Annotated in this window: 19 protein-coding genes; 11 read left to right on the top strand and 8 right to left on the bottom strand. The window is 63.5% G+C overall.

Annotation, left to right across the window (positions count from 1 at the left end; all coding sequences use genetic code 11):
• The first annotated feature begins 19 nt into the window (after positions 1-19).
• Entirely contained in the window at positions 20-757 is a 738-nt protein-coding gene (locus tag J2Z17_RS07505) for a FadR/GntR family transcriptional regulator (protein WP_209943771.1), read from the top strand.
• Positions 758-773: 16 nt separating this feature from the next.
• Here J2Z17_RS07505 and J2Z17_RS07510 read toward each other — a convergent pair whose 3' ends face one another.
• On the bottom strand, positions 774-1,667 hold the full coding sequence (locus J2Z17_RS07510; protein WP_209943662.1) for an AraC family transcriptional regulator: 894 nt from the start codon (positions 1,665-1,667) through the stop codon (positions 774-776).
• A gap of 135 nt (positions 1,668-1,802) precedes the next feature.
• On the opposite strand from J2Z17_RS07510, the gene J2Z17_RS07515 reads away from it, so the two are divergent.
• The 5 genes from J2Z17_RS07515 (at position 1,803) to J2Z17_RS07535 (ending at position 7,285) form a co-directional block, all read left to right on the top strand.
• The gene (locus J2Z17_RS07515) at positions 1,803-2,558 is read left to right on the top strand and encodes an SDR family NAD(P)-dependent oxidoreductase (protein ID WP_209943663.1); all 756 of its coding nucleotides are present in this window, start codon (positions 1,803-1,805) and stop codon (positions 2,556-2,558) included.
• 157 nt (positions 2,559-2,715) lie between these two features.
• Positions 2,716-4,080, top strand: coding sequence for a bifunctional UDP-N-acetylglucosamine diphosphorylase/glucosamine-1-phosphate N-acetyltransferase GlmU (gene glmU, locus J2Z17_RS07520; RefSeq protein WP_209943665.1), 1,365 nt, complete (start codon positions 2,716-2,718; stop codon positions 4,078-4,080).
• A 135-nt stretch (positions 4,081-4,215) separates the two neighbouring features.
• Positions 4,216-6,042 (top strand): glutamine--fructose-6-phosphate transaminase (isomerizing), encoded by a 1,827-nt coding sequence (gene glmS, locus J2Z17_RS07525; protein WP_209943667.1) that lies wholly within the window; start codon positions 4,216-4,218, stop codon positions 6,040-6,042.
• Complete coding sequence (locus J2Z17_RS07530) at positions 6,039-6,542, top strand: GNAT family N-acetyltransferase (RefSeq protein WP_209943669.1); 504 nt, start codon at positions 6,039-6,041, stop codon at positions 6,540-6,542. Before glmS ends, J2Z17_RS07530 begins: the two co-directional genes overlap by 4 nt.
• A gap of 17 nt (positions 6,543-6,559) precedes the next feature.
• A complete protein-coding gene (locus J2Z17_RS07535) occupies positions 6,560-7,285 on the top strand; it encodes a DUF502 domain-containing protein (protein WP_209943671.1) in 726 nt (241 codons plus the stop codon).
• Between the two features lie 15 nt (positions 7,286-7,300).
• Here the strand turns inward: J2Z17_RS07535 and recG are convergent, their stop codons facing one another.
• Positions 7,301-9,406 (bottom strand): ATP-dependent DNA helicase RecG, encoded by a 2,106-nt coding sequence (recG, locus tag J2Z17_RS07540; protein ID WP_209943673.1) that lies wholly within the window; start codon positions 9,404-9,406, stop codon positions 7,301-7,303.
• 97 nt (positions 9,407-9,503) lie between these two features.
• Between recG and J2Z17_RS07545 the strand changes: the two genes are divergently transcribed.
• The gene (locus tag J2Z17_RS07545; RefSeq protein WP_209943675.1) at positions 9,504-9,821 is read left to right on the top strand and encodes an FAD assembly factor SdhE; all 318 of its coding nucleotides are present in this window, start codon (positions 9,504-9,506) and stop codon (positions 9,819-9,821) included.
• Positions 9,818-13,330 carry a transcription-repair coupling factor gene (mfd, locus tag J2Z17_RS07550; protein WP_209943677.1) on the top strand — a complete coding sequence of 1,171 codons (3,513 nt, stop codon included), beginning with the start codon at positions 9,818-9,820 and terminating at the stop codon, positions 13,328-13,330. The genes J2Z17_RS07545 and mfd overlap by 4 nt, the downstream gene beginning before the upstream one ends.
• Positions 13,331-13,437: 107 nt before the next feature.
• Here the strand turns inward: mfd and J2Z17_RS07555 are convergent, their stop codons facing one another.
• Entirely contained in the window at positions 13,438-13,944 is a 507-nt protein-coding gene (locus J2Z17_RS07555) for an MgtC/SapB family protein (RefSeq protein WP_245223919.1), read from the bottom strand.
• A 408-nt stretch (positions 13,945-14,352) separates the two neighbouring features.
• Here J2Z17_RS07555 and J2Z17_RS07560 point away from each other — a divergent pair, with 408 nt between their 5' ends.
• Positions 14,353-15,072 carry a DNA helicase gene (locus tag J2Z17_RS07560; RefSeq protein ID WP_209943681.1) on the top strand — a complete coding sequence of 240 codons (720 nt, stop codon included), beginning with the start codon at positions 14,353-14,355 and terminating at the stop codon, positions 15,070-15,072.
• A 57-nt stretch (positions 15,073-15,129) separates the two neighbouring features.
• Here J2Z17_RS07560 and J2Z17_RS07565 read toward each other — a convergent pair whose 3' ends face one another.
• From J2Z17_RS07565 to J2Z17_RS07580, 4 genes are all read right to left on the bottom strand, one after another.
• Positions 15,130-15,522, bottom strand: a complete 393-nt coding sequence (locus J2Z17_RS07565) for a VOC family protein (protein ID WP_209943683.1) — start codon at positions 15,520-15,522, stop codon at positions 15,130-15,132.
• Between the two features lie 85 nt (positions 15,523-15,607).
• On the bottom strand, positions 15,608-16,549 hold the full coding sequence (locus J2Z17_RS07570) for a DMT family transporter (RefSeq protein ID WP_209943685.1): 942 nt from the start codon (positions 16,547-16,549) through the stop codon (positions 15,608-15,610).
• Positions 16,550-16,612: 63 nt separating this feature from the next.
• On the bottom strand, positions 16,613-17,284 hold the full coding sequence (locus J2Z17_RS07575) for a DsbA family oxidoreductase (protein WP_209943687.1): 672 nt from the start codon (positions 17,282-17,284) through the stop codon (positions 16,613-16,615).
• Between the two features lie 118 nt (positions 17,285-17,402).
• The gene (locus J2Z17_RS07580; RefSeq protein ID WP_245223920.1) at positions 17,403-19,214 is read right to left on the bottom strand and encodes an extracellular solute-binding protein; all 1,812 of its coding nucleotides are present in this window, start codon (positions 19,212-19,214) and stop codon (positions 17,403-17,405) included.
• Positions 19,215-19,506: 292 nt separating this feature from the next.
• Between J2Z17_RS07580 and J2Z17_RS07585 the strand changes: the two genes are divergently transcribed.
• A complete protein-coding gene (locus J2Z17_RS07585) occupies positions 19,507-20,142 on the top strand; it encodes an invasion associated locus B family protein (RefSeq protein WP_209943689.1) in 636 nt (211 codons plus the stop codon).
• A 107-nt stretch (positions 20,143-20,249) separates the two neighbouring features.
• On the opposite strand, the gene hspQ is transcribed toward J2Z17_RS07585, so the two are convergent.
• Positions 20,250-20,579 carry a heat shock protein HspQ gene (gene hspQ / locus J2Z17_RS07590; protein ID WP_209943691.1) on the bottom strand — a complete coding sequence of 110 codons (330 nt, stop codon included), beginning with the start codon at positions 20,577-20,579 and terminating at the stop codon, positions 20,250-20,252.
• Positions 20,580-21,333: 754 nt separating this feature from the next.
• Between hspQ and J2Z17_RS07595 the strand changes: the two genes are divergently transcribed.
• Complete coding sequence (locus tag J2Z17_RS07595) at positions 21,334-22,203, top strand: hypothetical protein (RefSeq protein WP_209943693.1); 870 nt, start codon at positions 21,334-21,336, stop codon at positions 22,201-22,203.
• Positions 22,204-22,210 lie beyond the last annotated feature (7 nt).

Here is a 22,210-nt window from a genome sequence, read left to right on the forward strand (position 1 = left end):
GAATGGTGGATTGCAGGAGATGACCGGTTTCGAGCCGACAGGCGGTCTTTCGCGCAACAGCCACGGTCAGGTGGTGCGAGAACTCGGGCGCGCGATCGTCAGCGGCGAGCTGTCGGTGGGCAGTCTGCTGCCGAATGACGCCGAGCTGGCAAGCCGTTTCCGGGTATCGCGCACGGTGCTGCGCGAAGCGATGAAAACCCTGTCGGCCAAGGGGCTTGTCGTGCCCAAGGCGCGGATCGGCACACGGGTCACCGAGCGGGCCTCCTGGAACATGTTCGACGGCGATATTCTCGCCTGGCATTTCGATGTCGGTGTCGATGAAGACTTCCTGATGCATCTCTACGACATCCGGCTGGCCTTCGAGCCGGCGGCGGCAGCGCTGGCCGCGACGCGGGCAAGTGTCGAGGAGATCGAGGCGCTCGGACAGCTGGCCGATGCACTGGGCGACGCGGACCACAGCATCGAGAGCCTCGCCTTCGCCGATCTGCGCTTTCATCTGGCGCTTGCCACGGCCTCGCGCAATCCCTTCATGCGCACGCTGGGCGGGCTGATCAAGGCCGCACTTGTCGGCGCCTTCCGCATGTCGTCGCTGCTTCCGGCCGGCGGGCGGGGCGACGAGGTGCGCGCATCGCATATGGAAATCGTCGATGCCTTGCGGGCGCGCGACCCGGCCGCCGCGAGACTTGCCATGGAGCAGGTGATCCTGACCGGCCAGGAGCGGGCCCGCATAACCTATGCCCAGGAGCACGGCCTGTAGCGGAGAAGGTTCTGGTTCACGCGGCCTCGCCTGCTTTCGTCCGCGCGACTTCTGTTTCCTGCGCCGGCGGCAATCCGAACATCCGCCGGTATTCGCGGTTGAACTGCGACACGCTTTCATAGCCGACCGCGAAGGCCGCACTGCTGGCTGTCATGCCACCGGCCAGCATCATCCGTCGCGCCTCGATCAGCCGCAGCTGCTTTTGAAACTGGAGCGGCGACAGGGAGGTGACATTGCGGAAATGCTTGTGGAAGGAGGATGCGCTCATGCCGGCGATCTCCGCCAGCTGGTCGATGGCCATGGTTTCGGCAAACCGGCTGCGCAGGGCCGCCACGGCCTTGCCGATCCGCCGGGCGGCACCGTCCGGCCAGCCGAGCCGCCGGATCGCGGCACAATGCCTTCCGGCCAGCAGCCAGTAGTGCATTTCCCGCACCAGTTGTTGGTGCAGCACCGGCACGGAGGAAGGCCGGTCGAGCAGCCGCATCAACCGCAGCGCGGCCTCCTCGACCTCGCGGTCGGTTGGACTGGAATGCACGGCCATACCGTCGATCTCGGGTAGCGCGTCCATCTGCATTGCGAGATCGGCGATCACGGCCGGCTCGAGATCCAGGACGAGCGACAGATAAGGCTTCTCCGGCGATGCCAAGGCGATCTGGCTGACCGTTGGCACGTCGGCGGTGATCAGCAGGCTGTCACCGGCCTCGAATGTGAAGGTCCGGCTTCCCATCGTCACATGCTTGCGGCCCTGCAGCACAAGGCAGGCGAGCGGTCGCGAGATCGCGTAATCGAGTCCACTCGGCGCCGTGGTGCGGATCGTCGTCAGGCCGGGAATGGGCGTTTGGGCAAGCCCGTTTGGATCGGCGCAGCTGTCGACATAGGCGGAAACGGTTTCGAGCAGGCTATTTGTCATGCGGCGATCATAACGGCATTTCCAGCGGCGCACCACGGGCTGAGAGGATTGGGCAAAGAACGGCGAGCTCTCGGCAACGACGCAGCAGCGCGGCGGTCCTAGGAAAGGCGACATCCAGAACCCAAGGAGTTCCCCATGACCAAGATCGCACTCGTCACCGGCGCCAGCCGCGGCCTCGGCCGCAATACGGCGCTCAGCATCGCCGCCCGCGGCGGTGATGTCGTCATCACCTATCAGAACCGCCGGGAGGATGCCGAGGCCGTCGTCGCCGAGGTCGCGGCACGCGGTCGCAAGGCGGTTGCCCTCAAGCTCGACACCACCGATATTGCCGGCCTCGGCGTCTTCACCGACACCCTGTCGCAGGCGCTGGCCGATCTCTGGCAGCGCGATACCTTCGACCATCTGGTCAACAATGCCGGGCATGGCGACATGGCGGCAATCGCCGACACCACCGAGGCGCAGTTCGACCGGCTGGTCGACGTGCATTTCAAGGGGGTCTTCTTTCTGACCCAGGCGCTGCTGCCGCTGATCGCCGATGGCGGCCGGATCGTCAACCTGTCGTCCGGGCTCACCCGGATTTCCTTTCCGGGCTTTTCAGCCTATTCGGCGGTGAAGGGGGCGGTCGAGATCCTCAGCCTCTATATGGCCAAGGAGTTCGCCGGCCGCGGCATCGCCGTCAACACGGTCGCCCCCGGCGCCATCGAGACCGATTTCCTCGGCGGCGCGGTGCGCGACATGCCGGACCTCAACCGGCAGTTCGCCGAGATGACGGCGCTCGGACGCGTCGGTGTACCCGACGACATCGGGCCGATGATCGCCAGTCTGCTGAAGGACGACAATCGCTGGATCACCGCCCAGCGCATCGAGGTGTCCGGCGGCCAGACCATCTGAGCGCTTCGGATCGCGAGACATAGGCAGGACAATGGCGTCGCCCGTTTGCACGGGCGGCGCCATTCTTCTTGCGGGTTCCGGCCGCTGCCGTTAGGTGTATCGCCGAATTCCGGCCGGTAGCGCGGCCGATTGCCCAAGGATTGGAAGAGGTCGTTTCATGAGCCGCAGTTGTCTTGCCGTCATTCTTGCCGCTGGTGAAAGCACGCGGATGAAATCGTCGATGTCGAAGGTGCTGCACCCGGTGGCCGGCCTGCCGATGATCGGCCATGTGACGCGCGCCGTGGCCAAAGCCGGCATTTCCGATATTGCCCTTGTGGTCGGGCGGGATGCCGAAAAGGTTGCCGCAGCTGCCGCCGTCGATGGCGTCGAGATCACGACGGTCGTGCAGACCCAACGCCTCGGCACCGGCCATGCCGTGCTGACCGCCCGCGACAGTATCGCCAGGGGATATGACGACGTCCTGGTGACCTATGGCGATGCGCCGCTGATCACCGAGGCGCCGTTTGCCGCTGCGCGTGCCCGACTGGCGGCAGGGGCCGATATCGTGGTCATCGGCTTCAACACCGACAAGCCGACCGGCTATGGCCGCCTGATCGTCAGGGACGGCGAACTGGTGGCGATCCGCGAGGAGAAGGACGCCAGCGAAGCCGAACGGGCGATCACCTGGTGCAATAGCGGCCTGATGGTGATCGATGGCCACAAGGCCATCGGCTACCTGGAGAAGATCGGCAATGCCAATGCCAAGGGCGAGTACTATCTGACGGATATCGTCGAGGTCGCCCGCGCCGAGGGCAGCAAGGTGGAAGCAGTCGAGGCCCCCGAGGCGGAACTGGCCGGTGCCAACAACCGCGCCGAACTCGCCGTGGTCGAGCGCCTGTGGCAGGAACGCCGCCGCCGCGAACTGATGATCTCGGGTGTCACCATGATCGCGCCGGAAACCGTGTTCCTCGCCCATGATACCGCGATCGCCGCCGATGCGCTGATCGAGCCGAATGTCGTCTTCGGGCCGGGCGTGACGATCGACGCCGGTGCCGTCATCCATGCCTTCAGCCATATCGAGGGCGCGCATGTCGCCTCCGGCGCCACTGTCGGCCCGTTTGCCCGTCTGCGCCCGGGCGCGGATCTGGCCGAAGGCGCCAAGGTCGGCAATTTCTGCGAGGTGAAGAACGCCGATATCGGCCGTGGCGCCAAGGTCAACCACCTGACCTATATCGGCGATGCCTCGGTCGGCGAAGCGACGAATATCGGCGCCGGCACGATCACCTGCAATTACGATGGCGTGAACAAGCACAAGACGGAGATCGGCGCCAATGCCTTTATCGGCTCGAACTCCGCGCTCGTCGCGCCGGTGACGATCGGGAACGGCGCCTATATCGCCTCCGGCAGCGTGATCACCGAGGCCGTGCCGGACAATGCACTGGCGCTCGGCCGGGCGCGGCAGGAGATCAAGCCGGAGCGGGCCACCGTGCTGCGCGAGCGCGCGCTGGCGATCAAGGCTGCGAAAAAGGTCGCCAAGGGATGAATACCACTTCCGCTAACCGGCTGCCGTAACAGGACGAAACCCTTTGTGACCGCCGGTTTCCATTGTCCGGATTGCGCATTCGCGCAAAATCGCTAGGAGTGGCGCGATAATACCAATTGGGCGACGGAGAGTTACATGTGCGGCATTGTCGGAATAGTCGGAAACCAGCCTGTCGCCGGACGACTGGTCGATGCGCTCCGGCGGCTCGAATATCGCGGCTATGATTCGGCCGGGGTGGCGACCATCCACGACGGCGCGATGAACCGCCGCCGCGCCAAGGGCAAGCTGTTCAACCTGGAAAAGGTGCTCGACGACCAGCCGCTCGACGGCGCGGTCGGCATTGCCCATACCCGCTGGGCCACCCATGGCGTGCCGAACGAGGACAACGCCCATCCGCATTTCGTCGAAGGCGTCGCCGTCGTCCACAACGGCATCATCGAGAACTTCTCCGAACTGAAGGACGGCCTCGTCGCCGACGGCGCGACCTTCACCAGCCAGACCGACACGGAAGTGGTCGCCCAGCTGATCGCCCGCCATATCCGCCAGGGCCTCGACAACCGCGCCGCCATGCTGGCGGCCCTCAACGAGATCACCGGTGCCTATGCGCTCGTTGTCATGTTCCGGGACGATCCGGGGACGATCATGGCCGCCCGCTTCGGGCCGCCGCTCGCCGTCGGCTTTGGCAGGGACGAGATGTTTCTCGGCTCCGACGCGATCGCCTTGTCGCCGTTCACCAATGACATCGTCTATCTGGTCGACGGCGACTGCGCGATCGTCCATCGCACCGGTGCCGAAATCATCGACTTTGCCGGCAATCCGGTCGAGCGGCCGCACCAGATCTCCCAGGCGACCGCCTATATGGTCGACAAGGGCAATCACCGCCATTTCATGGAAAAGGAGATCTACGAGCAGCCGGAGGTTATCAGCCATGCGCTGTCGCATTATGTCGATCTTGCCAGCTATTCGATCCGTCCCGATATCGCCGGCATCGACTTCGAGCACCTGAAGGGGCTTGCGATCTCCGCCTGCGGTACCGCCTACCTATCCGGTCTGGTCGGCAAGTACTGGTTCGAGCGCTATGCCCGTCTCCCGGTCGAGATCGATGTCGCCTCCGAGTTCCGCTACCGCGAACTGCCGCTGTCGAAGGACCAGGCGGCGCTGTTCATCTCGCAGTCGGGCGAGACGGCCGATACGCTGGCCTCGCTGCGCTACTGCAAGGACGAGGGGCTGTCGATCGGTGCCGTGGTGAATGTCAGCGAATCGACCATCGCCCGCGAGGCCGATGCCGTGTTCCCGATCCTGGCCGGCCCGGAAATCGGGGTCGCATCGACCAAGGCCTTTACCTGCCAGCTGGCCGTGCTTGCCTCGCTGTCGATCGCCGCCGGCCGCGCGCGCGGCAGGATTACCGCCGAAGAGGAGCGCGAGATGGTCCGCCATCTCTCCGAGATGCCGCGGATCATGAGCCGGGTGCTGAATTCGATCCATGACCCGATCGAACAGCTGTCGCGCGAACTGTCGAAGTTCCGCCATGTGCTCTATCTCGGTCGCGGCACCAGCTATCCGCTGGCGCTCGAAGGCGCGCTGAAGCTGAAGGAAATTTCCTATATCCATGCCGAAGGCTATGCCGCCGGCGAGCTGAAGCACGGGCCGATCGCGCTGATCGACGAGACCATGCCGGTGATCGTGATCGCCCCGCATGACCGGTTCTTCGAAAAGACCGTGTCGAACATGCAGGAAGTCGCCGCCCGCGGCGGCAAGATCATCTTCATCACCGACGAGAAGGGGGCCGCCGCCTCCAAGCTCGAGACCATGGCGACGATCGTGCTGCCGGATGTCGCCGAGATCATCGCCCCCATGGTGTTCTCGCTGCCGATCCAGCTGCTCGCCTACCATACGGCCGTCTTCATGGGCACCGATGTGGACCAGCCGCGCAACCTGGCGAAATCGGTGACCGTGGAATGATCATCCGGCCGGAGCGGCCGTCGGACGCGGCCGCGATCGGCACGGTCACGGCGCAGGCCTTTACCGACAAATGGTATAGCGACGGCAGCGAGCCGGCCATCATCGTGCGGCTGCGGACAGCCGGGGTGCTCGCCGTGTCGCTGGTCGCGGAAGGCGAGGGCGCCGTCATCGGCCATATCGGCTTTTCGCCGGTGGAACTGTCGGGCGGTGAAAAGGGTTGGTATGCGTTGGGTCCGGTGGCCGTTCGTCCCGACTGGCAGGGCACCGGCATCGGCGGCGAACTGGTCCGCCGCGGTATCGATGCATTGCGGGAGAGGGATGCGGCGGGCTGCGTTCTCGTCGGCGCGCCGAAATATTATCGCCGGTTCGGCTTTGCCCATCCGGATGGCCTGTCGGCCATCGGCGAGCGGGCCGAATATTTCATGGCCCTGACCTTGCGTGCACCGCAACCCTTGGGCATTGTCACGTTCCATCCTGCCTTTTACGGCGACGTGGCCTGAACAGAGCTTATGAGCCGATGAACGACAGACCGGAGCGCATTTCGCTTGCGACGCGCCTCAGAAACAGTTTCCTCACGGGGCTGATCATCTGTGCGCCGATGGCGATTACCATCTATCTCACCTGGACCTTCGTGCACTGGGCCGACAGCTGGGTTACGCCCTATCTGCCGAACCGCTACAACCCGGCCTCCTACACGAAGTTCGCGGTGCCCGGCACCGGTCTGGTCATCGCCGTCATCGTCATCACCATCGTCGGCATTCTCGGCCGCAACCTGATCGGCCGGTCGATCGTCCAGTACGGCGAATCGATCCTCAACCGCATGCCGCTGGTGCGCACGGTCTACAAGACCACCAAGCAGATCTTCGAGACCGTGCTGAAGGAACAGTCGAACTCGTTCAAGAAGTGCGGGCTGATCGAGTTTCCGAGCCCCGGCATGTGGGCACTGGTGTTCATCTCGACGGATGCGCAAGGGGAGATCGCGGCCAAGCTCAACGAGGAAGGCGAGGAAATGGTCGCCGTCTTCCTGCCGCCGACACCGGTGCCGACCGCCGGCTTCCTGATGTTCGTGCCGCGCTCGAAGCTGAAACTGCTCGACATGACCCCGGAAGAGGGCATCAAGCTGCTGATTTCGGCCGGTCTGGTGACGCCGGAATACAAGCCCGCCAAGCCGCAGGATGGGCCGCCGCCGCTGCCGACCGCCGTGCCGCCCGTTTCCCCGCAGACCGTTTCTTCCGAGCCGTAAACGTCCGACCGGTCGTCAGCCGGCACGCAGAAACCGGATCGCCTCGTCGCGGCGATGCAGGTAGAGCAGCGTGCGCACCGCCTGGCCGCGCTCGCTTTCCAGATCGGGATCCTTTTCCAGCAGATATTGCGCATCCTTGCGGGCGATCTCCAGCAGGTCGCCATGCGCCTCGAGGCTGGCAATCTTGAAGCCCGGCGTGCCCGACTGGCGGGTGCCGAGAAGTTCGCCTTCGCCGCGCAGCCTCAAGTCCTCCTCGGCGATGAGGAAACCGTCTTCCGAATCGCGCAGGATCTTCAGCCGCGCCTGGCCGGTTTCCGACAGCGGGCCCTTGTAGAGCAGGATGCAGGAGGAGGCCTCTTCGCCGCGCCCGACACGGCCGCGCAGCTGGTGCAGCTGCGCCAGGCCGAAGCGCTCGGCATGCTCGATCACCATGATCGAGGCATCCGGTACATCGACACCGACCTCGACCACGGTGGTGGCCACCAGCAACCGTGTCTCGCCCGACTTGAAGGCCAGCATGGCGGCATCCTTGTCGGGACCGGCCATCTTGCCGTGGACGAGGCCGATCGGCGCGCCGACGGCCTTTTCCAGTACCGCATGCCGCTCCTCGGCGCTCATCAGGTCTGAGACGTCCGACTCCTCGACCAGCGGGCAGATCCAGTAGGCCTTCTTGCCCTCGGCGATCGCGGCGCGCAGGCGCTCGACGATCTCGCCGGTGCGCTCCATCGGCACGGTCACCGTCTGGATCGGCTTGCGGCCTGCCGGCTTCTCGGTGAGCTTGGAGACGTCCATGTCGCCGAAGGCGGCGAGCACCAGCGTGCGCGGGATCGGCGTTGCCGTCATCACCAGCATATGCGGCGAGACGCCCTTGGCGGTCAGGCGCAGGCGCTGATGCACGCCGAAGCGATGCTGCTCGTCGACGACCGCCAGCATCAGGTCGTGATAGCTGACGCTATCCTGGAACAGCGCGTGCGTGCCGATGATGATCTGCGCCTCGCCGGAGGCGATCCGCTCCAGGATCGCCTCGCGCTCCTTGCCCTTCGTGCGCCCGGTCAGCACCTCGACCCTGATCCCGACGATCTCGGCAAGCTTCGAAATGGTCGCATGGTGCTGGCGGGCGAGAATTTCGGTCGGCGCCATCAGCACCGCCTGGCCGCCGGCCTCGACGGCCGTCGCCATCGACAGCAGCGCCACCAGCGTCTTGCCGGCGCCGACATCGCCCTGCAGCAGCCTGAGCATGCGCTGCTGGCCGGCCATGTCGGCGAGAATGTCGCGCACCGCGGCCTCCTGGCTGCCGGTCGGCGAAAAGGGCAGTGCGGCGCGAATCTTCTCCGACAGCGCGCCGGTGCCGACCACCGGCTTGCCCGGTGCACGGCGCACCTTCTGCCTGACCAGCGCCAGCGATACCTGGCCTGCGAGGAATTCGTCATAGCCGAGCCGCCGACGGGCGGGGGCCTGCGGGTCGATATCACTCTCGTCGCGGGGGTGGTGCAAAGCCCGCACGGCATCGCCAGGGGTCATGAAGCCCTGTTTTTGCACCAGCGCCGCATCGGCCCATTCCGGCAGGTCGGGCAGGGCGGCGACCGCGGTCTCGATCGCCTTGCGCAGCGTCTTCGGCGACAGGCCCGCGGTCAGCGGATAGACCGGCTCGGTAAGCGGCATGTCGCCGGCCTCCGATACCTTCACCATCATGTCGGGATGGACCATGGAGGCGCGGCCGTTGAACCAGTCCACCTTGCCGGAGACCATGACCTTCTCGTCGAGCGGCAGCGTCTTTTCCAGCCAGTTGCCCTTGGCGCGAAAGAATGTGAGTGCCAGTTCGCCTGTTTCATCGCGGACGATCACCCGGTAGGGCTGGTTGGAGCGGGCATTCTGCGGCGGAAGGTGCCGCTCCACCGTGCCGGTGATCGTGACGATCTGCCCCTCCTGGGCAAAGGCGATGCCGGGCTGGTGGCGCCGGTCGATCAGCCGGAAGGGCGCAAGGAAGAGAAGGTCGATGACCTTCGCCTCGTCGGCGCTGTCGCGCTGAAGCACGGTCGCCATCATCTCGGCGACCTTGGGGCCGACGCCGGCAAGCGAGGTGATGGAGGCAAAAAGCGGATCGAGTATGGCTGGTCTCATGGCGGCCAAGATGCGACGGAAATTAGGACCAAGGCAAGGCTGACAAGCGGCGACCGGGACGCTATAGAGGCGCATCAACAGGAAGGTGACCAAGACCATGACAGGGCTAGCGCGCTCCAGTGCCGATCTCGACCCCCGCCGCCGGCGTATTCTGTTCCGCTGCTGGCATCGCGGCATCCGCGAGATGGACCTGATGCTGGGTCAGTTCGCCGAAGCCGAGATCGCGGATCTGTGCGAGGCGGACCTCGACGAACTCGAGCGCATCATGGCCGAGGAAGACAACGACCTGATCAAGTGGATCAACGGTGCCGAGCCGGTGCCGGAGCGGCACCAGACCGCTCTGTTCACGCGGATAGCTGCCCTTCGCCCGGATTTTTCCCTCGTCACCCGGGAGCCTGACGGCACCGCCAAATGATCCGCTTCATCGATCCGAAAATTCTCCAGTCCACGGCCGTCGCGCCGCTGACGGTCTCCAACGTGCCGCAGGGCATCGATGCCTTCCTGCTCGCCGAACTTGCGCGCGAGGGGCGGTCCGTCGCCTATATCGTCTCCGACGGCCAGCGGCTCTCCGACGTCGAGCAGGTGATCGGTTTTGCAGCGCCTGAGATTCCGGTGCTGACCTTGCCGGCCTGGGACTGTCTGCCCTATGACCGCGTGTCACCGTCCGCCGATGTGTCGGCCAGACGGCTCGCCGCCCTGTCTGGACTGATGGCGCATGCGAAAAAGCCGCATCCGGCGATCGTGCTGGTGACGGTCAATGCGGCGCTGCAGAAGATGGCGCCGGCCGAGGTGATCGAGAGCCTGGGCTTTTCGGCGAGACCCGGCCAGCAGATCAAGCTGGAGGACGTCGCCTCCCGGCTGGAGCGCAACGGGTTCGATCGCGTCGCCACCGTGCGCGAGGTCGGCGAGTTTGCCGTGCGCGGCGGCATTCTCGATGTTTTCGTCCCCGGTGCGGAAGAGCCGGTCCGGCTCGACTTCTTCGGCGATACGCTGGAGAGCATCCGTGCCTTCGATCCGGCAAGCCAGCGCACCACCGGACAGGTCCGCTCGCTCGATCTCAATCCGATGAGCGAGGTCACGCTGACGCCGGAGACGATCAGCCGGTTCCGCAAGAATTACCTGTCGCTGTTCGGTGCCGCCACCCGAGACGACGCGCTTTATGCCGCCGTGTCGGAAGGTCGGCGCTATGCCGGCATGGAACACTGGCTGCCGCTGTTCTACGAGAATGTCTGCTCGGTCTTCGATTATCTCGACGGCTTCACCATCGTCACAGACCATACGGTACGGGAAGCCGCCGAAGAGCGCGCCAAGCTGATCCGCGACTATTTCGAGGCCCGGCATGCCTCCAGCGAACCGGGCAAGGGCCAGCTTTCCGGCGGCACGCCCTACAAGCCGATCCCGCCGGAACATCTCTATCTGGGCGCCGGCCAGTTCGGCCGCATGCTCGACACCGTCAATCCGATCCGGCTGACGCCCTTTGCCGAGCCGGAAAGCGGCGCGCGCCGCGTCGTCGAACTGCAGGCGCGGCAAAGCCCGCGCTGGGCCAAGGCGGCATTGGACGAAAGCGGCGAGGGCAGCCGCGTCAACGTCTTCGAGCAGGCGGTCAAATACGTCGCCAACAAGCGCGCCGACGGCTTCAAGGTCGTCATCACCGGCTGGTCCGAGGGATCGCTCGACCGGCTGCTGCAGGTGATGAACGAGCATGGCCTGGAGAACCTGACGCCGATCGCGGCGCTCAAGGATCTCGACACGCTGAAGAAGGGCCAGGCGGCGACCGCGGTCGTCTCGCTGGAGGCGGGCTTCGAGGCCGATGGGCTGATCGTCATCGGCGAGCAGGACATTCTCGGCGACCGCATGGTGCGCCGGACCAAGCGCCGCAAGCGCGCCGCCGACTTCATCTCGGAAGTGACCGCGCTGGAGGAAGGGTCGATCGTCGTCCATGCCGAACACGGCATCGGTCGCTTTATCGGGCTTCGAACGATCGAGGCGATCGGCGCGCCACATGCCTGTCTCGAATTGATGTATGCCGGCGAGGCCAAGCTCTTCCTGCCGGTCGAAAACATCGAGCTCCTGTCCCGCTACGGCTCCGAGACCTCCGACGCGCAGCTAGACAGGCTCGGCGGCGGCGCCTGGCAGATGCGCAAGGCCAAGCTGAAGAAGAACCTGCTCGACATGGCCGGCGGCCTGATCCGCGTCGCCGCCGAGCGGCTGACGCGCAGCGCCCCGACCCTGACCACCACAGAAGGCTTCTACGACGAATTTTCCGCCCGCTTCCCCTATGACGAGACCGAGGACCAGATGAACGCCATCGAGGCGGTCCGCGGTGATCTGGGAGCCGGACGGCCGATGGACCGGCTGATCTGTGGCGATGTCGGCTTCGGCAAGACCGAAGTTGCGCTGCGCGCCGCCTTCATCGCGGCGATGAACGGCGTTCAGGTGGCGGTCGTGGTGCCGACGACGCTGTTGGCCCGCCAGCATTTCAAGACCTTTTCCGAACGCTTCCGCGGCCTGCCGATCCGCATCCAGCAGGCCTCGCGCCTGGTTGGCACCAAGGAATTGAACCTCGTCAAGAAGGAGCTCGCCGAGGGCAAGACCGACATCGTCGTCGGCACCCATGCGCTGCTCGGCTCCAGCATCCAGTTTGCCAATCTGGGTTTGCTGATCATCGACGAGGAACAGCATTTCGGCGTCAAGCACAAGGAGCGGCTGAAGGACCTGAAATCGGACGTCCACGTGCTGACGCTGTCGGCGACGCCGATTCCGCGTACGCTGCAGCTGGCCATGACCGGCGTGCGCGAACTGTCGCTGATCACCACGGCACCCGTAGACCGCATGGCCGTGCGCACCTTCGTGTCGCCCTTCGATCCGCTTGTGATCCGCGAAACGCTGATGCGCGAGCATTATCGCGGTGGCCAGAGTTTCTATGTCTGCCCAAGGCTTGCCGATCTTCCGGAGATCCAGGCCTTCCTGCAATCGGATGTGCCGGAACTGAAGGTGGCGGTCGCCCATGGGCAGATGGCGGCAAGCGAACTCGAAGACATCATGAATGCTTTCTATGACGGGCGCTACGACGTGCTGCTGTCGACGACCATCGTCGAATCGGGCCTGGACGTGCCGACCGCCAACACCATGATCGTCCATAGGGCGGACATGTTCGGTCTCGCCCAGCTCTACCAGCTGCGCGGCCGCGTCGGGCGTTCAAAGGTGCGGGCTTTCGCGCTTTTGACGCTGCCGGTCAACAAGCTGCTGACGACCACCGCCGAGCGGCGGCTGAAGGTGCTGCAGTCGCTCGACACGCTGGGCGCCGGTTTCCAGCTGGCAAGCCACGACCTCGACATTCGCGGCGCCGGCAATCTGCTCGGCGAAGAACAGTCGGGCCATATCAAGGAAGTCGGCTTCGAGCTCTATCAGACGATGCTGGAAGAGGCGGTCGCCGAGGTAAAGGGCGATCCGGACATCCAGGACAGCAGCTGGTCGCCGCAGATCTCCGTCGGCACCTCGGTGATGATCCCGGACGAATACGTGCCGGACCTGCATCTGCGTCTGGCGCTCTACCGTCGTCTCGGCGAAGTGACCGAGCTCTCCGATATCGACGGTTTCGGCGCGGAGATGATCGACCGGTTCGGCCCCTTGCCGCCCGAGGTCCAGAGCCTGTTGAAGGTCGTCTATATCAAGGCGCTCTGCCGCAAGGCCAATGTCGAAAAGCTCGAGGCCGGGCCGAAGGGCGTGGTCGTGCAGTTCCGCAACAAGGAATTCCCCAATCCGGCGGCACTTGTCGGCTATATCGGCAAGCAGGGCACCATGGCGAAGATCCGCCCCGACCATTCGGTCTTCCTCACCCGCGACCTGCCGACGCCTGAAAAACGCCTGCAGGGCGCGGCCGTGGTGATGACGCAGCTGGCGGAGCTTGCGAAGGCGGTCTGACGGGGACACCAGAGCGGACGGGCGACAGTGGCATCGGCAGGCTCACCTTGTCGCCGGAGATCAGCTAACAGAGGCGATCGCTCATGGCAAAACCCCGGCGGACTGAACTACCGACGTTCATCGGGCCCTGATTCATCGCCATTTTCGATGTCCTTCGGCAGGATCAACGGTACGGCTGCGAGAATGATCAGGACAAGCACGGTCGAAAGGATCGCCGTTGCTTCCAGGCCGAGCCCTGCGATCACGCCGATGCCGGCCGTGGCCCAGATATTGGCGGCTGTGGTCAGCCCCTCGATCTGATGCCTCGACGAGCGCACCATGATGGCGCCGGCGCCCAGAAAACCAATGCCCTGGATGATGCCCTGCAAGACGCGCGAAAGGTCGCCGGTCTGCATGCCGATCTGCAGCGGGCCGATGACGAAAAGAGCCGCGCCGACGGCAACCAGCATATGCGTCCGGACCCCCGCACTTCTGCGCTTGCGCTCCCGCTCATAACCGAGGATGCCGCCGAGGACCGCGGCAATGACAAGACGGACGGTGACAAGCGTGACGGTAGAGAGGTCAGGGAGATCGGAGAATTCCTGCGTGACACTCGACCAAAACTGCTCTCCCATCAGCTGTCCCCACTCTCGTTCTCGGATGTGTCTTTTCGACCCGGATACCATGCCGGGAGATCGGCGACAAATGTGCTTGAGACGGGGACAGGCAGGCGCACACCGGCAGGAGAGGATCAGGGCGTATCGAGCGCCTCGCAATTCCCCTCTATCGGCAGATAGCCGAAGAACAGATAGCCGAAGGCAATCGCCCAAAGCATCTCGCTGTACTGGATCGGACTGTTCACGGACGAATTTTGCACTGGTCAGCCACCATGGAATCGGGCGAGGAAGGGGCAGGGCAAGCCCATGCCTCCCCCCTCCATCCGGGGCAGCATCGATCATGCAGGGTATTTGATTTCAGAGCCGACCTTTCGGGCGCTCGCATAAGGAGGGATTGCAAGAACGGCCCGCACAGGAGGTTCTTCAATGGCATTATCCGCTCCCATATTCATGCTCAAACGAAAAGCCAAGCTGATGTCCCGCAGGGACAAGATGAAGCTTGGCGATGCTCTCGATCGCGTTGCGCGCGCCGAGGGCTATAACGCATGGAGCCATTTGGCCGGCTCCATCGGTACGGACGGGCGAACGCAGGATCTTGCGCAACTGGCGCGGTTTGTTGCCGGCGAAACCGTGCTGATCGGCGCCCGGCCAGGCCAGGGCAAGACACTGTTCGGATTGCGTCTTTTGATTGCCGCCGCGAAAACGGGTCGCACCGGCGCCTTCTTCACGCTCGATTATACGCAACGCGACTTTGACGCGCGGCTTTCACGGCTCGGGACAAACAGGGACCAGCTCGGGCCAGATTTTGCCTTTCACGATTCCGACGGGATCAATGCGGACTATATCATCGCGGCCCTGGCTGAAGCCGGGGCTGGCAGCATTGGCGTCATCGACTATCTGCAACTGCTCGACCAGCGTCGCGACAATCCACCCTTGCAGGACCAGATCGCGGCACTGAAGGCGTTTGCGAGGTCCAGCGGCGTCATACTCGTCTTCATTTCACAGATCGACCGAATGTTCGACGACAGCGGACGGACACTGCCGGACCTCTCCGACATCCGGCTGCCAAACCATCTCGACCTCCAGCTATTCGACAAATTCGTCTTCCTGAATGCCGGTGAAACGGGTTTCCGGGACGCGGCGTAGACGCGGCAATTCCGGGACGCGACCCGGCTGGCACGATCGGCTGCCTGGCATGCTCGGTCAACCCTCGGCCTTGCAGACCGCCTGCAGCTTGTTGCCGTCCGGGTCGCGGACATAGGCTGCATAATAGTTCGGGCCATAGTGTCGGCAAAGGCCGGGCTGGCCTTCGCTCATGCCGCCGAGCCTCAGCGCCTGCGCATGAAACTGGTCGACCTGATCGCGCGTGTCGGCGAGAAACGCCACATGCGTCCCGTTGCCCCAGGTGGCGGGTCGACCGTCGTCCGGCGGGTAGAGAAACAGCGTCGGCAACTCGCCGTTCTTCTCGTAGGCCGGCGCCTTTTCGGGCGGTCGTGGCAAGCGGGCGAAGCCGAGGACACCGAGGACGCTGTCATAGAAGCGGATCGACCGGTCCTTGTCGTTCGTTCCGAGGGTGATGTGGCTGAGAACCGACATCGCATGCGCCTTTCGCCTAGCCTTGTCTATACCCGGATAGAACCGGACTTTGCCGCGCGTGTCGATGCGACGGGCGCCTCCTGCGCTAGCCTTCAGTGCTCTCGTCTTCCGGCACCATCGCCAGCGCGCCTTCGGCATTCGGGCCGACCGACGGGGGCAGGGCGACGTCGCGGACGCGTTCGCGGGCGATGGTCATAAGGCCCGAGCCGACGATCAGCACGATGCCGGCGACCATCGGCAGGTCGATATGGTCGCCGAAGATCAGGTAGCCGAACGCGATCGCCCAGAGCATCTGGCTGTACTGGATCGGACCGATGACGGCCGCGGGCGCCCGGGCTGCGGCGAACATCATGAAGATATTGCCGACGCCGCCCAGGATGCCATAGGCGGCCAGCAGCAGCCAGTCGCTGCCGACCGGCGTCGCATAGTCCGGGATCATCGCGATACCGCAGATCACCAGTCCGCCCCAGAGGCCGGCGCCATACAGCGAGATATTCTTCTCGCTCGGCCCGATCGCGCGGTAGATGACGATCGACAAGGCGCCGCCCATGCCGGCGAAGATCGCGCCCAGATGGCCGATCGACAATTCGCGAAAGCCGGGCCGGAGGACCACGAGCACGCCGAGGAAGCCGATCGCCACCGCCCCCCAGCGCCGGACCCCGACCGTCTCCTTCAGGAACACGACACTCATGATCGTCACGAAGGACGGTAGCAGGAAGATCAGGCAGAAGGCCTCGGCCATCGACAGATGGGTAAAGGCGGTGACCGATCCGATGATCCCGACGCCCGAGGCAAAGAAGCGGACGATCCACAGCGGCCAGTTGTTGGTGCGGAACATGTCGACATAGCGGTCGCCTTTCCGCAACAGGAAGGGCAGGCAGGCTATGCCGAACAGCGCGCCGAAAAAGCCGGATTCATAAGGCGTGATCCGCCCCTCGATGAGCTTGACCGAGGCGTCGGAGATCGAATAGGCGGCAAAACCTGCAAAGGCGATCAGGATACCGGTGAAAATGCTGTCGGCGCGCACGGACGAGATCCCTGACGATGGGGGGAGGCGTGATGCCCTGCTTAGGACCGCAGGTCCTGCGCGTCAATTCAGTTTATTGTGCGCTGCACTCTTCTCTTCGGCCAGCTCCCGGAAGGCACTGGCGAGCACCTGCTGCGGCTGGGCGCCGGAGACCGCATATTGCTGGTCGAGAATGAAAAAGGGCACGCCGTTGACGCCCATCTTCTGGGCAGCCTCGATCTCGGCCAAGACGTGGTCCGCATCGGCATCGCTGTCGAGCAGGCGGCCGATCAGCGCCGCATCGAGCCCGGCCGCCGTGGCAATCTCCAGCAGAACGGCGCGGTCGCCGATATTGCGGCCTTCCTCGAAATTGGCCCTGAACAGGGCGGATACGACCGTGTCCTGATGTTCGCGGCTCTCGGTGCCGGCCCAGTGGATCAGGCGGTGGGCATCGAGCGTGTTCGGGCCGACCTTGATCGCGGCGAAGTCGAAGTTTATCCCGACCTCCTCGCCGAGCGCTGCAAGCTTGGCATGTGCCTCGTCCATCGCCGCCTTGCCGCCGAGCTTTTCGGCCAGCACCGTCTGGTGGTCGACGCCTTCGGCCGGATAGTCCGGATTGAGCCGGTAGGGACGCCAGTTGACGTCGATGCCGATCTCGTCCTGGACATCGGCGATCGCAAGATCGAGCCTGGCCTTGCCGAGATAGCACCATGGGCAGACCACGTCGGAGACGATATCGATGGTGATGCGGGCCATGATGGGTCCTTTCAGGCACGTAAAGCGTGGGCGAGCCAGGCGTTGGATTGGTCGACGAGGTAGGTCATCGCCACCGCAACTTCAATCGCCGATGGTTCGTTTTTGAGCGGGGTCGTGGCTATTTCTGTGCGCTCGCGTCATACCAGACCGGCAGCTGGTAGCCGTAGAGCGGCGTCTCGTCCGGATGTCCGATATGCTTCCAGTGCGCCACCCACTGGCTGTCGACATGGTAGAGCGGCACGACATAGTGGCCGGCGACCAGCAGGCGGTCGAGCGCCCGCACGGCGACCTCGAAATCCTCCTGGCTGCGCGCATCGACCAGCGCGTTGATCGCCTTGTCGACATTCGGATCGGCAACGCCGGCATAGTTGAAGGAGCCCTGCGCATCGCGCGAGGCGGAACCCCAGCGGTTAAACTGCTCGGCCCCCGGCGACAGCGAGGAGGTGTAGGACTTGACGATCATGTCATAGTCGAAGCTGTTGGAGCGGGCCTGGTACTGGGCGTCGTCGACGGTGCGGATCGCCATGGCGACGCCGATCAGCTGCAAGGTGCGCTGGTAGGCGATCGCCATCTTTTCCTGATCGGGGCTCTGGGTCATCACCTCGAAAGCGAGCTGGCGGCCATTCTTGTCGACCATCTTCGCGCCCTTGATCGTGTAGCCCGCCTGTTTCAGCAGATTGACCGCCGCGCGCAGGTTCTTCCGGTCTGCGCCCGAGCCGTCACTGGCCGGAAGCGTGTATTCACCCTCGAGCAGCGTCGGCGGCATGGCTTTGGCGGCATCGCCCAGCAGCGCAAGTTCGCTGTCATTGGCCGCATTGCCATAGGCGCCGAGCGCGGAATTCTGCCAGAAGCTTTCGGTGCGCTGATAGGCGCTGTCGAACAGGTTCTTGTTCAGCCAGTGGAAGTCGAAAGCGATCGACAGGGCTTCGCGCACCTTCTCGTCGGCAAAGATCGGCCGTCTCGTGTTGAAGACGAAGCCGAGCATGCCGGTCGGCAGGCCGGACTTGAATTCCTCCTTCACCACGTCGCCCGCGCTGGCGGCCGGAAAATCGTAGGCCCGCTCCCAGTGACCGGCGCTGCCGTCGGGATAGACATCGACATTGCCTTTCTTGAAGGCCTCGAACAGGGTGGAATCCTGGAGGAAGTAGGACACCGAAATTTCATCGTAATTGTCGAAGCCGACCTTGGAGGGAATGTCCTTGCCCCAATAGTTTGGGTCGCGTTCCCAGGTGATCTTCTCGCCTGGCTGCAGCGACTTGATCTTGTACGGGCCGGAGGCGACGCGGCTTTCCAGCGACGACTGGTCGAAGCTGTCGGGATCGATCGCGTGCTTCGGCAGCACCGGCGACATGGCGATCAGCAGCGGTGTCTCGCGGTTGGCCTGGTCGTTGAAGGTGAAGCGCACGGTGTGCTCGTCGATCTTGTCGATCTTGTCGATCACCTTCATCCGGCTCGAATAGGGCGGGCGACCCTTGTCGGCGAGCAGGTTGAAGGAGAAGATCACGTCGTCGGCCGTCACCGGCTCGCCGTCGTTCCAGTGCGCCTTGGGGTTGAGGTTGAACTGGATATAGCTGCGGTCGTCGTCCCATTCGACGCTTTCGGCGAGCAGCGGATAGAGGCTGAAGGGTTCGGCTGAGCTCCGCTGCATCAGCGATTCATAGAAGAGATTCCCGTATTCCGGGTCCCAGATGCCGCGGGCGCTTGTGCGCATGCCTTTCAGCACGAAGGGGTTCAGCGCGTCGAAGGTGCCGACCACCCCATAGGCGATCTTGCCGCCCTTCTTGACGTTCGGGTCCGCATAGGAAAAATGCTGAAAGTCTGAAGGCAGCGCCGGGGCGCCATGCATCGCGATGCCACCGAGCGTTTCGGCCGATGCCGACGCCGGCAGGCCGGCGCAAAGGAGAAGGGTGGCAGCAAGGATCTGTCGCAAGAGGCGGCCTTTCGTCTTTCTGTTCGGAATCGCGCATGCACGGTTTTAAAAGCTTAGCACGGCCGTCCCATATTGGCAGCGTCGGCCCCCGGATAATGCGGGATCGTGGCGCCAGGGCGGCTGCGGATAAAGAAAAGCTGGAAATTCCGGTCCCTGCATTGTAACTGAATGCCTCAGATGACCCAGGTCATTTCTTTGCCTCATTTTCCCTACAGGTGACGGCGCAAGGATCGGGTCAATTCTGGATCGTCAGTTTGCGATTCACCCCGAGTTTCAGGAGACGGATTTAGTTATGAAACTGAACAAAACCCTTTCGCTGCGGACTGCGCTTTCCGCCCTTGTCCTGTCGTTTGCCGGAGGCACCGCTGGCGTAGCCACCGCCCAGGACGCAGCGTCGCAGGAAAAGCCGCCGCAGGGCTGGTTCAAGACCTGCAGCAAGCAGGAAGAGTCCGATGTCTGCATCGTGCAGAACCAGGTCCTGGCGCAGAATGGCCAGTTGATCACCGCCGTCGGCCTGATCGACGTCACCGGCAAGGTGAACCGCAAGTTCATGCAGGTGACCGTGCCGACCGCGCGCATCCTGCCCCCGGGCATCCAGATGCAGATCGACGGCGGCAAGGGCCAGAAGCTCGACTATGCCGTCTGCCTTCCGGATCGCTGCACGGCGGAAATTCCGCTGACCGACGAGACCATTGCCAATCTGAAGAAGGGTGGCGAAGTGGTCTTCACCTCGATCAATGTTCGCCGCGCCCCGAACCCGATCAAGATTTCGCTGAGCGGCTTTACCGGCGCCTATGACGGCCAGCCGATCTCGCAGTCGCAGGCCGAACAGCGCCAGAAACTGCTGCAGGAAATGATGCAGAAGAAGGCCGACGCCAGCCGCGCCGCGCTGGAAAAAGCCCAGCAGGACGCCAAGCAGGGCAACTGATAGGGCCGCTTATCGCGACCATTCCACGACAAAGGCCCGGGCGGAAACGCCCGGGCCTTTGTCGTTTTCACTAGCGGCACGCTGGCGTACGCCGGGTCCGGCAACCGTCAGTGGGCGAAATTCGCCTTCGGACGATAATGGCCTGCGTCTTCCATGACGAAGATCTGCCCGATCTGCGAATTCCGCAACGGAATGGCGCTCTCGTCCGGGATCAGGTTCTGCTCCGAGACATAGGCGACATATTCCGACTCCTCGTTTTCGGCGAGCAGATGGTAGAAGGGCTGGTCCTTTTCCGGACGGGCCTCGTCGGGGATAGAATTCCACCATTCCTCGGAGTTGGCGAATTCCGGGTCCACATCGAACACCACGCCGCGGAACGGGAAGATCCTGTGCTTCACGACGTCGCCGATGCCAAATTTTGCGGTGCGTTGTTTCATGGTGCTTGTTCCTTTCCCTACAAGATTTGGGGATTTTGCTCGCCAGATCAAGGGCTCAGGGACGGTCCGGACATAACGTTATATGACTCTCCCTTACGCCAGGCCGGGTTGCAGCGGGGCTCGGACCTCATCGTTTCTAAGGGAAATACGCCGGTAGAGCCCACGGCCATTCGCTGCGCGGCAGGGTAGGGCCCGACAGGGGTGTGCTACCAAATAACGATCCCGGAAGGGTTGGTGGACGAGCCGCTGACGGGGTCACTGACGGCACGGCTGGCCAAATTGGCCGGGATCTCGATCAAAAACGCCGCACTACCGGGCGCCTGGCTGAAAAACGCCATAATGCCAATGTCACCGTCCTTGCGGAGGAACAGGCTTGAAAGAAGCTTGTTTATGAGGAACTATAACAGCAATGCTAAGAAACGATCAACTTTTGGTTGATATGGGGCTGTACTGTAACTCAAGGAGGAGATATTTTCAAGGTTTTATAAGATTTTCGAAATTTTTTACAGATAAATCAAGTAGCCACTAACGCTGTTAACCGAAAATAGGCGGTTTTAAGACAAACAGCTAATTCGAAGTTGCTGATTGAAGCCAGCTTGGTTACAAAAAGCCCAATTAACAAGGGGTAATGTAATTGCGTACTCGTTGGGACGAAGAAGACGAAGTCAGCGCAGGTTCGCGCGGCAAATTTAGCATGATTCCGCTTGCCATGGGCATGGCTGTGCCTGTGGCCTTCATCGCGGGAGCTGCCATCATGAACTATTACGACCTGTCACGGACGCCGCCGGCAGCGGCCCCGCAGCCGTCGACGGTGAGCGGAAATACTGTTTCAAAAGCCGACAGTGACGCCAAGCTTGCCGCCGAGCGGATCAAGTGGGCGGCGGCTGCCAAGGAGGCGCAGAACGAAGTCGCCGCCTTGCGCAAGCAGGTCGACAAGCTCCAGCAGCAATCCGAAATCAGCGCGCGAGAGCAGGAGACGGCGCAGCGCGCCTTCAATGAGCGGATCGCCAATGCCGAGGAGCGGGCAGCAGAGGCCGTGCAGGCCAAGACGGCTGCCGAAGCCAAGTTGACCGCGGCACAGCAGAAGCAGGCCACAGCCGAAAGCATTGCCGTTGCAACGCCACCCGCCGACCTCATGCAGCGCAAGGTCAATGAGCTTGCCAGCCAGCCGGATGCCAATCTCGTCGAAGCCGAAAGCAATTTCGCTCCGGCCAATGATGCCTCCGGTCGCTTCATACCTGTGACCAATTCGGCGTCTTCCGATAGTGCGCATACAGATAGCCAGCGCACGATCAATCCAAGTGTCCAGAAGATCATGGAAAGGTCGTCCAGCCAGCTCGGCTCCTCCGTCGTCTCGCAGAGCGACAGTGCCGGGTCTGCGGGTGCAACGGCCAATAGCCCTTCCACCAAGCAGGGCAGGCCCGGACGCAGCGCCGAGACGGTCGAAGCGGCCATGCAGAAGGCCACCGGCCTCGACGACGTTTCCACCAGTGAGCGGGACGGACTGAAACGCCAATTGATGGCCGGCGAGTGTGTGGCGACCAGTCTCGAAGAGCTGTTCGGCAACCCCGTTCCGGTGGTTCCCCTGCGCAACCTGATCCGTGATCTCAATAGTGATTGTTAATTAAAAT

The sequence above is a fragment of the Heterorhizobium halophytocola genome, from assembly GCF_017873095.1.
In the GTDB taxonomy this organism is placed as follows: Bacteria; Pseudomonadota; Alphaproteobacteria; order Rhizobiales; family Rhizobiaceae; genus Allorhizobium; species Allorhizobium halophytocola.

Coding starts and splice junctions, on each gene's coding strand:
- J2Z17_RS07575 (WP_209943687.1), bottom strand. CDS start 17,284: ATGGCCCGCATCACCATCGATATCGTCTCCGACGTGGTCTGCCCATGG.
- glmS (WP_209943667.1), top strand. CDS start 4,216: ATGTGCGGCATTGTCGGAATAGTCGGAAACCAGCCTGTCGCCGGACGA.
- J2Z17_RS07515 (WP_209943663.1), top strand. CDS start 1,803: ATGACCAAGATCGCACTCGTCACCGGCGCCAGCCGCGGCCTCGGCCGC.
- hspQ (WP_209943691.1), bottom strand. CDS start 20,579: ATGAAACAACGCACCGCAAAATTTGGCATCGGCGACGTCGTGAAGCAC.
- J2Z17_RS07530 (WP_209943669.1), top strand. CDS start 6,039: ATGATCATCCGGCCGGAGCGGCCGTCGGACGCGGCCGCGATCGGCACG.
- J2Z17_RS07585 (WP_209943689.1), top strand. CDS start 19,507: ATGAAACTGAACAAAACCCTTTCGCTGCGGACTGCGCTTTCCGCCCTT.
- J2Z17_RS07505 (WP_209943771.1), top strand. CDS start 20: ATGACCGGTTTCGAGCCGACAGGCGGTCTTTCGCGCAACAGCCACGGT.
- J2Z17_RS07535 (WP_209943671.1), top strand. CDS start 6,560: ATGAACGACAGACCGGAGCGCATTTCGCTTGCGACGCGCCTCAGAAAC.
- J2Z17_RS07510 (WP_209943662.1), bottom strand. CDS start 1,667: ATGACAAATAGCCTGCTCGAAACCGTTTCCGCCTATGTCGACAGCTGC.
- recG (WP_209943673.1), bottom strand. CDS start 9,406: ATGAGACCAGCCATACTCGATCCGCTTTTTGCCTCCATCACCTCGCTT.
- J2Z17_RS07565 (WP_209943683.1), bottom strand. CDS start 15,522: ATGTCGGTTCTCAGCCACATCACCCTCGGAACGAACGACAAGGACCGG.
- glmU (WP_209943665.1), top strand. CDS start 2,716: ATGAGCCGCAGTTGTCTTGCCGTCATTCTTGCCGCTGGTGAAAGCACG.
- mfd (WP_209943677.1), top strand. CDS start 9,818: ATGATCCGCTTCATCGATCCGAAAATTCTCCAGTCCACGGCCGTCGCG.
- J2Z17_RS07545 (WP_209943675.1), top strand. CDS start 9,504: ATGACAGGGCTAGCGCGCTCCAGTGCCGATCTCGACCCCCGCCGCCGG.
- J2Z17_RS07555 (WP_245223919.1), bottom strand. CDS start 13,944: ATGGGAGAGCAGTTTTGGTCGAGTGTCACGCAGGAATTCTCCGATCTC.
- J2Z17_RS07595 (WP_209943693.1), top strand. CDS start 21,334: ATGAACTATTACGACCTGTCACGGACGCCGCCGGCAGCGGCCCCGCAG.
- J2Z17_RS07560 (WP_209943681.1), top strand. CDS start 14,353: ATGGCATTATCCGCTCCCATATTCATGCTCAAACGAAAAGCCAAGCTG.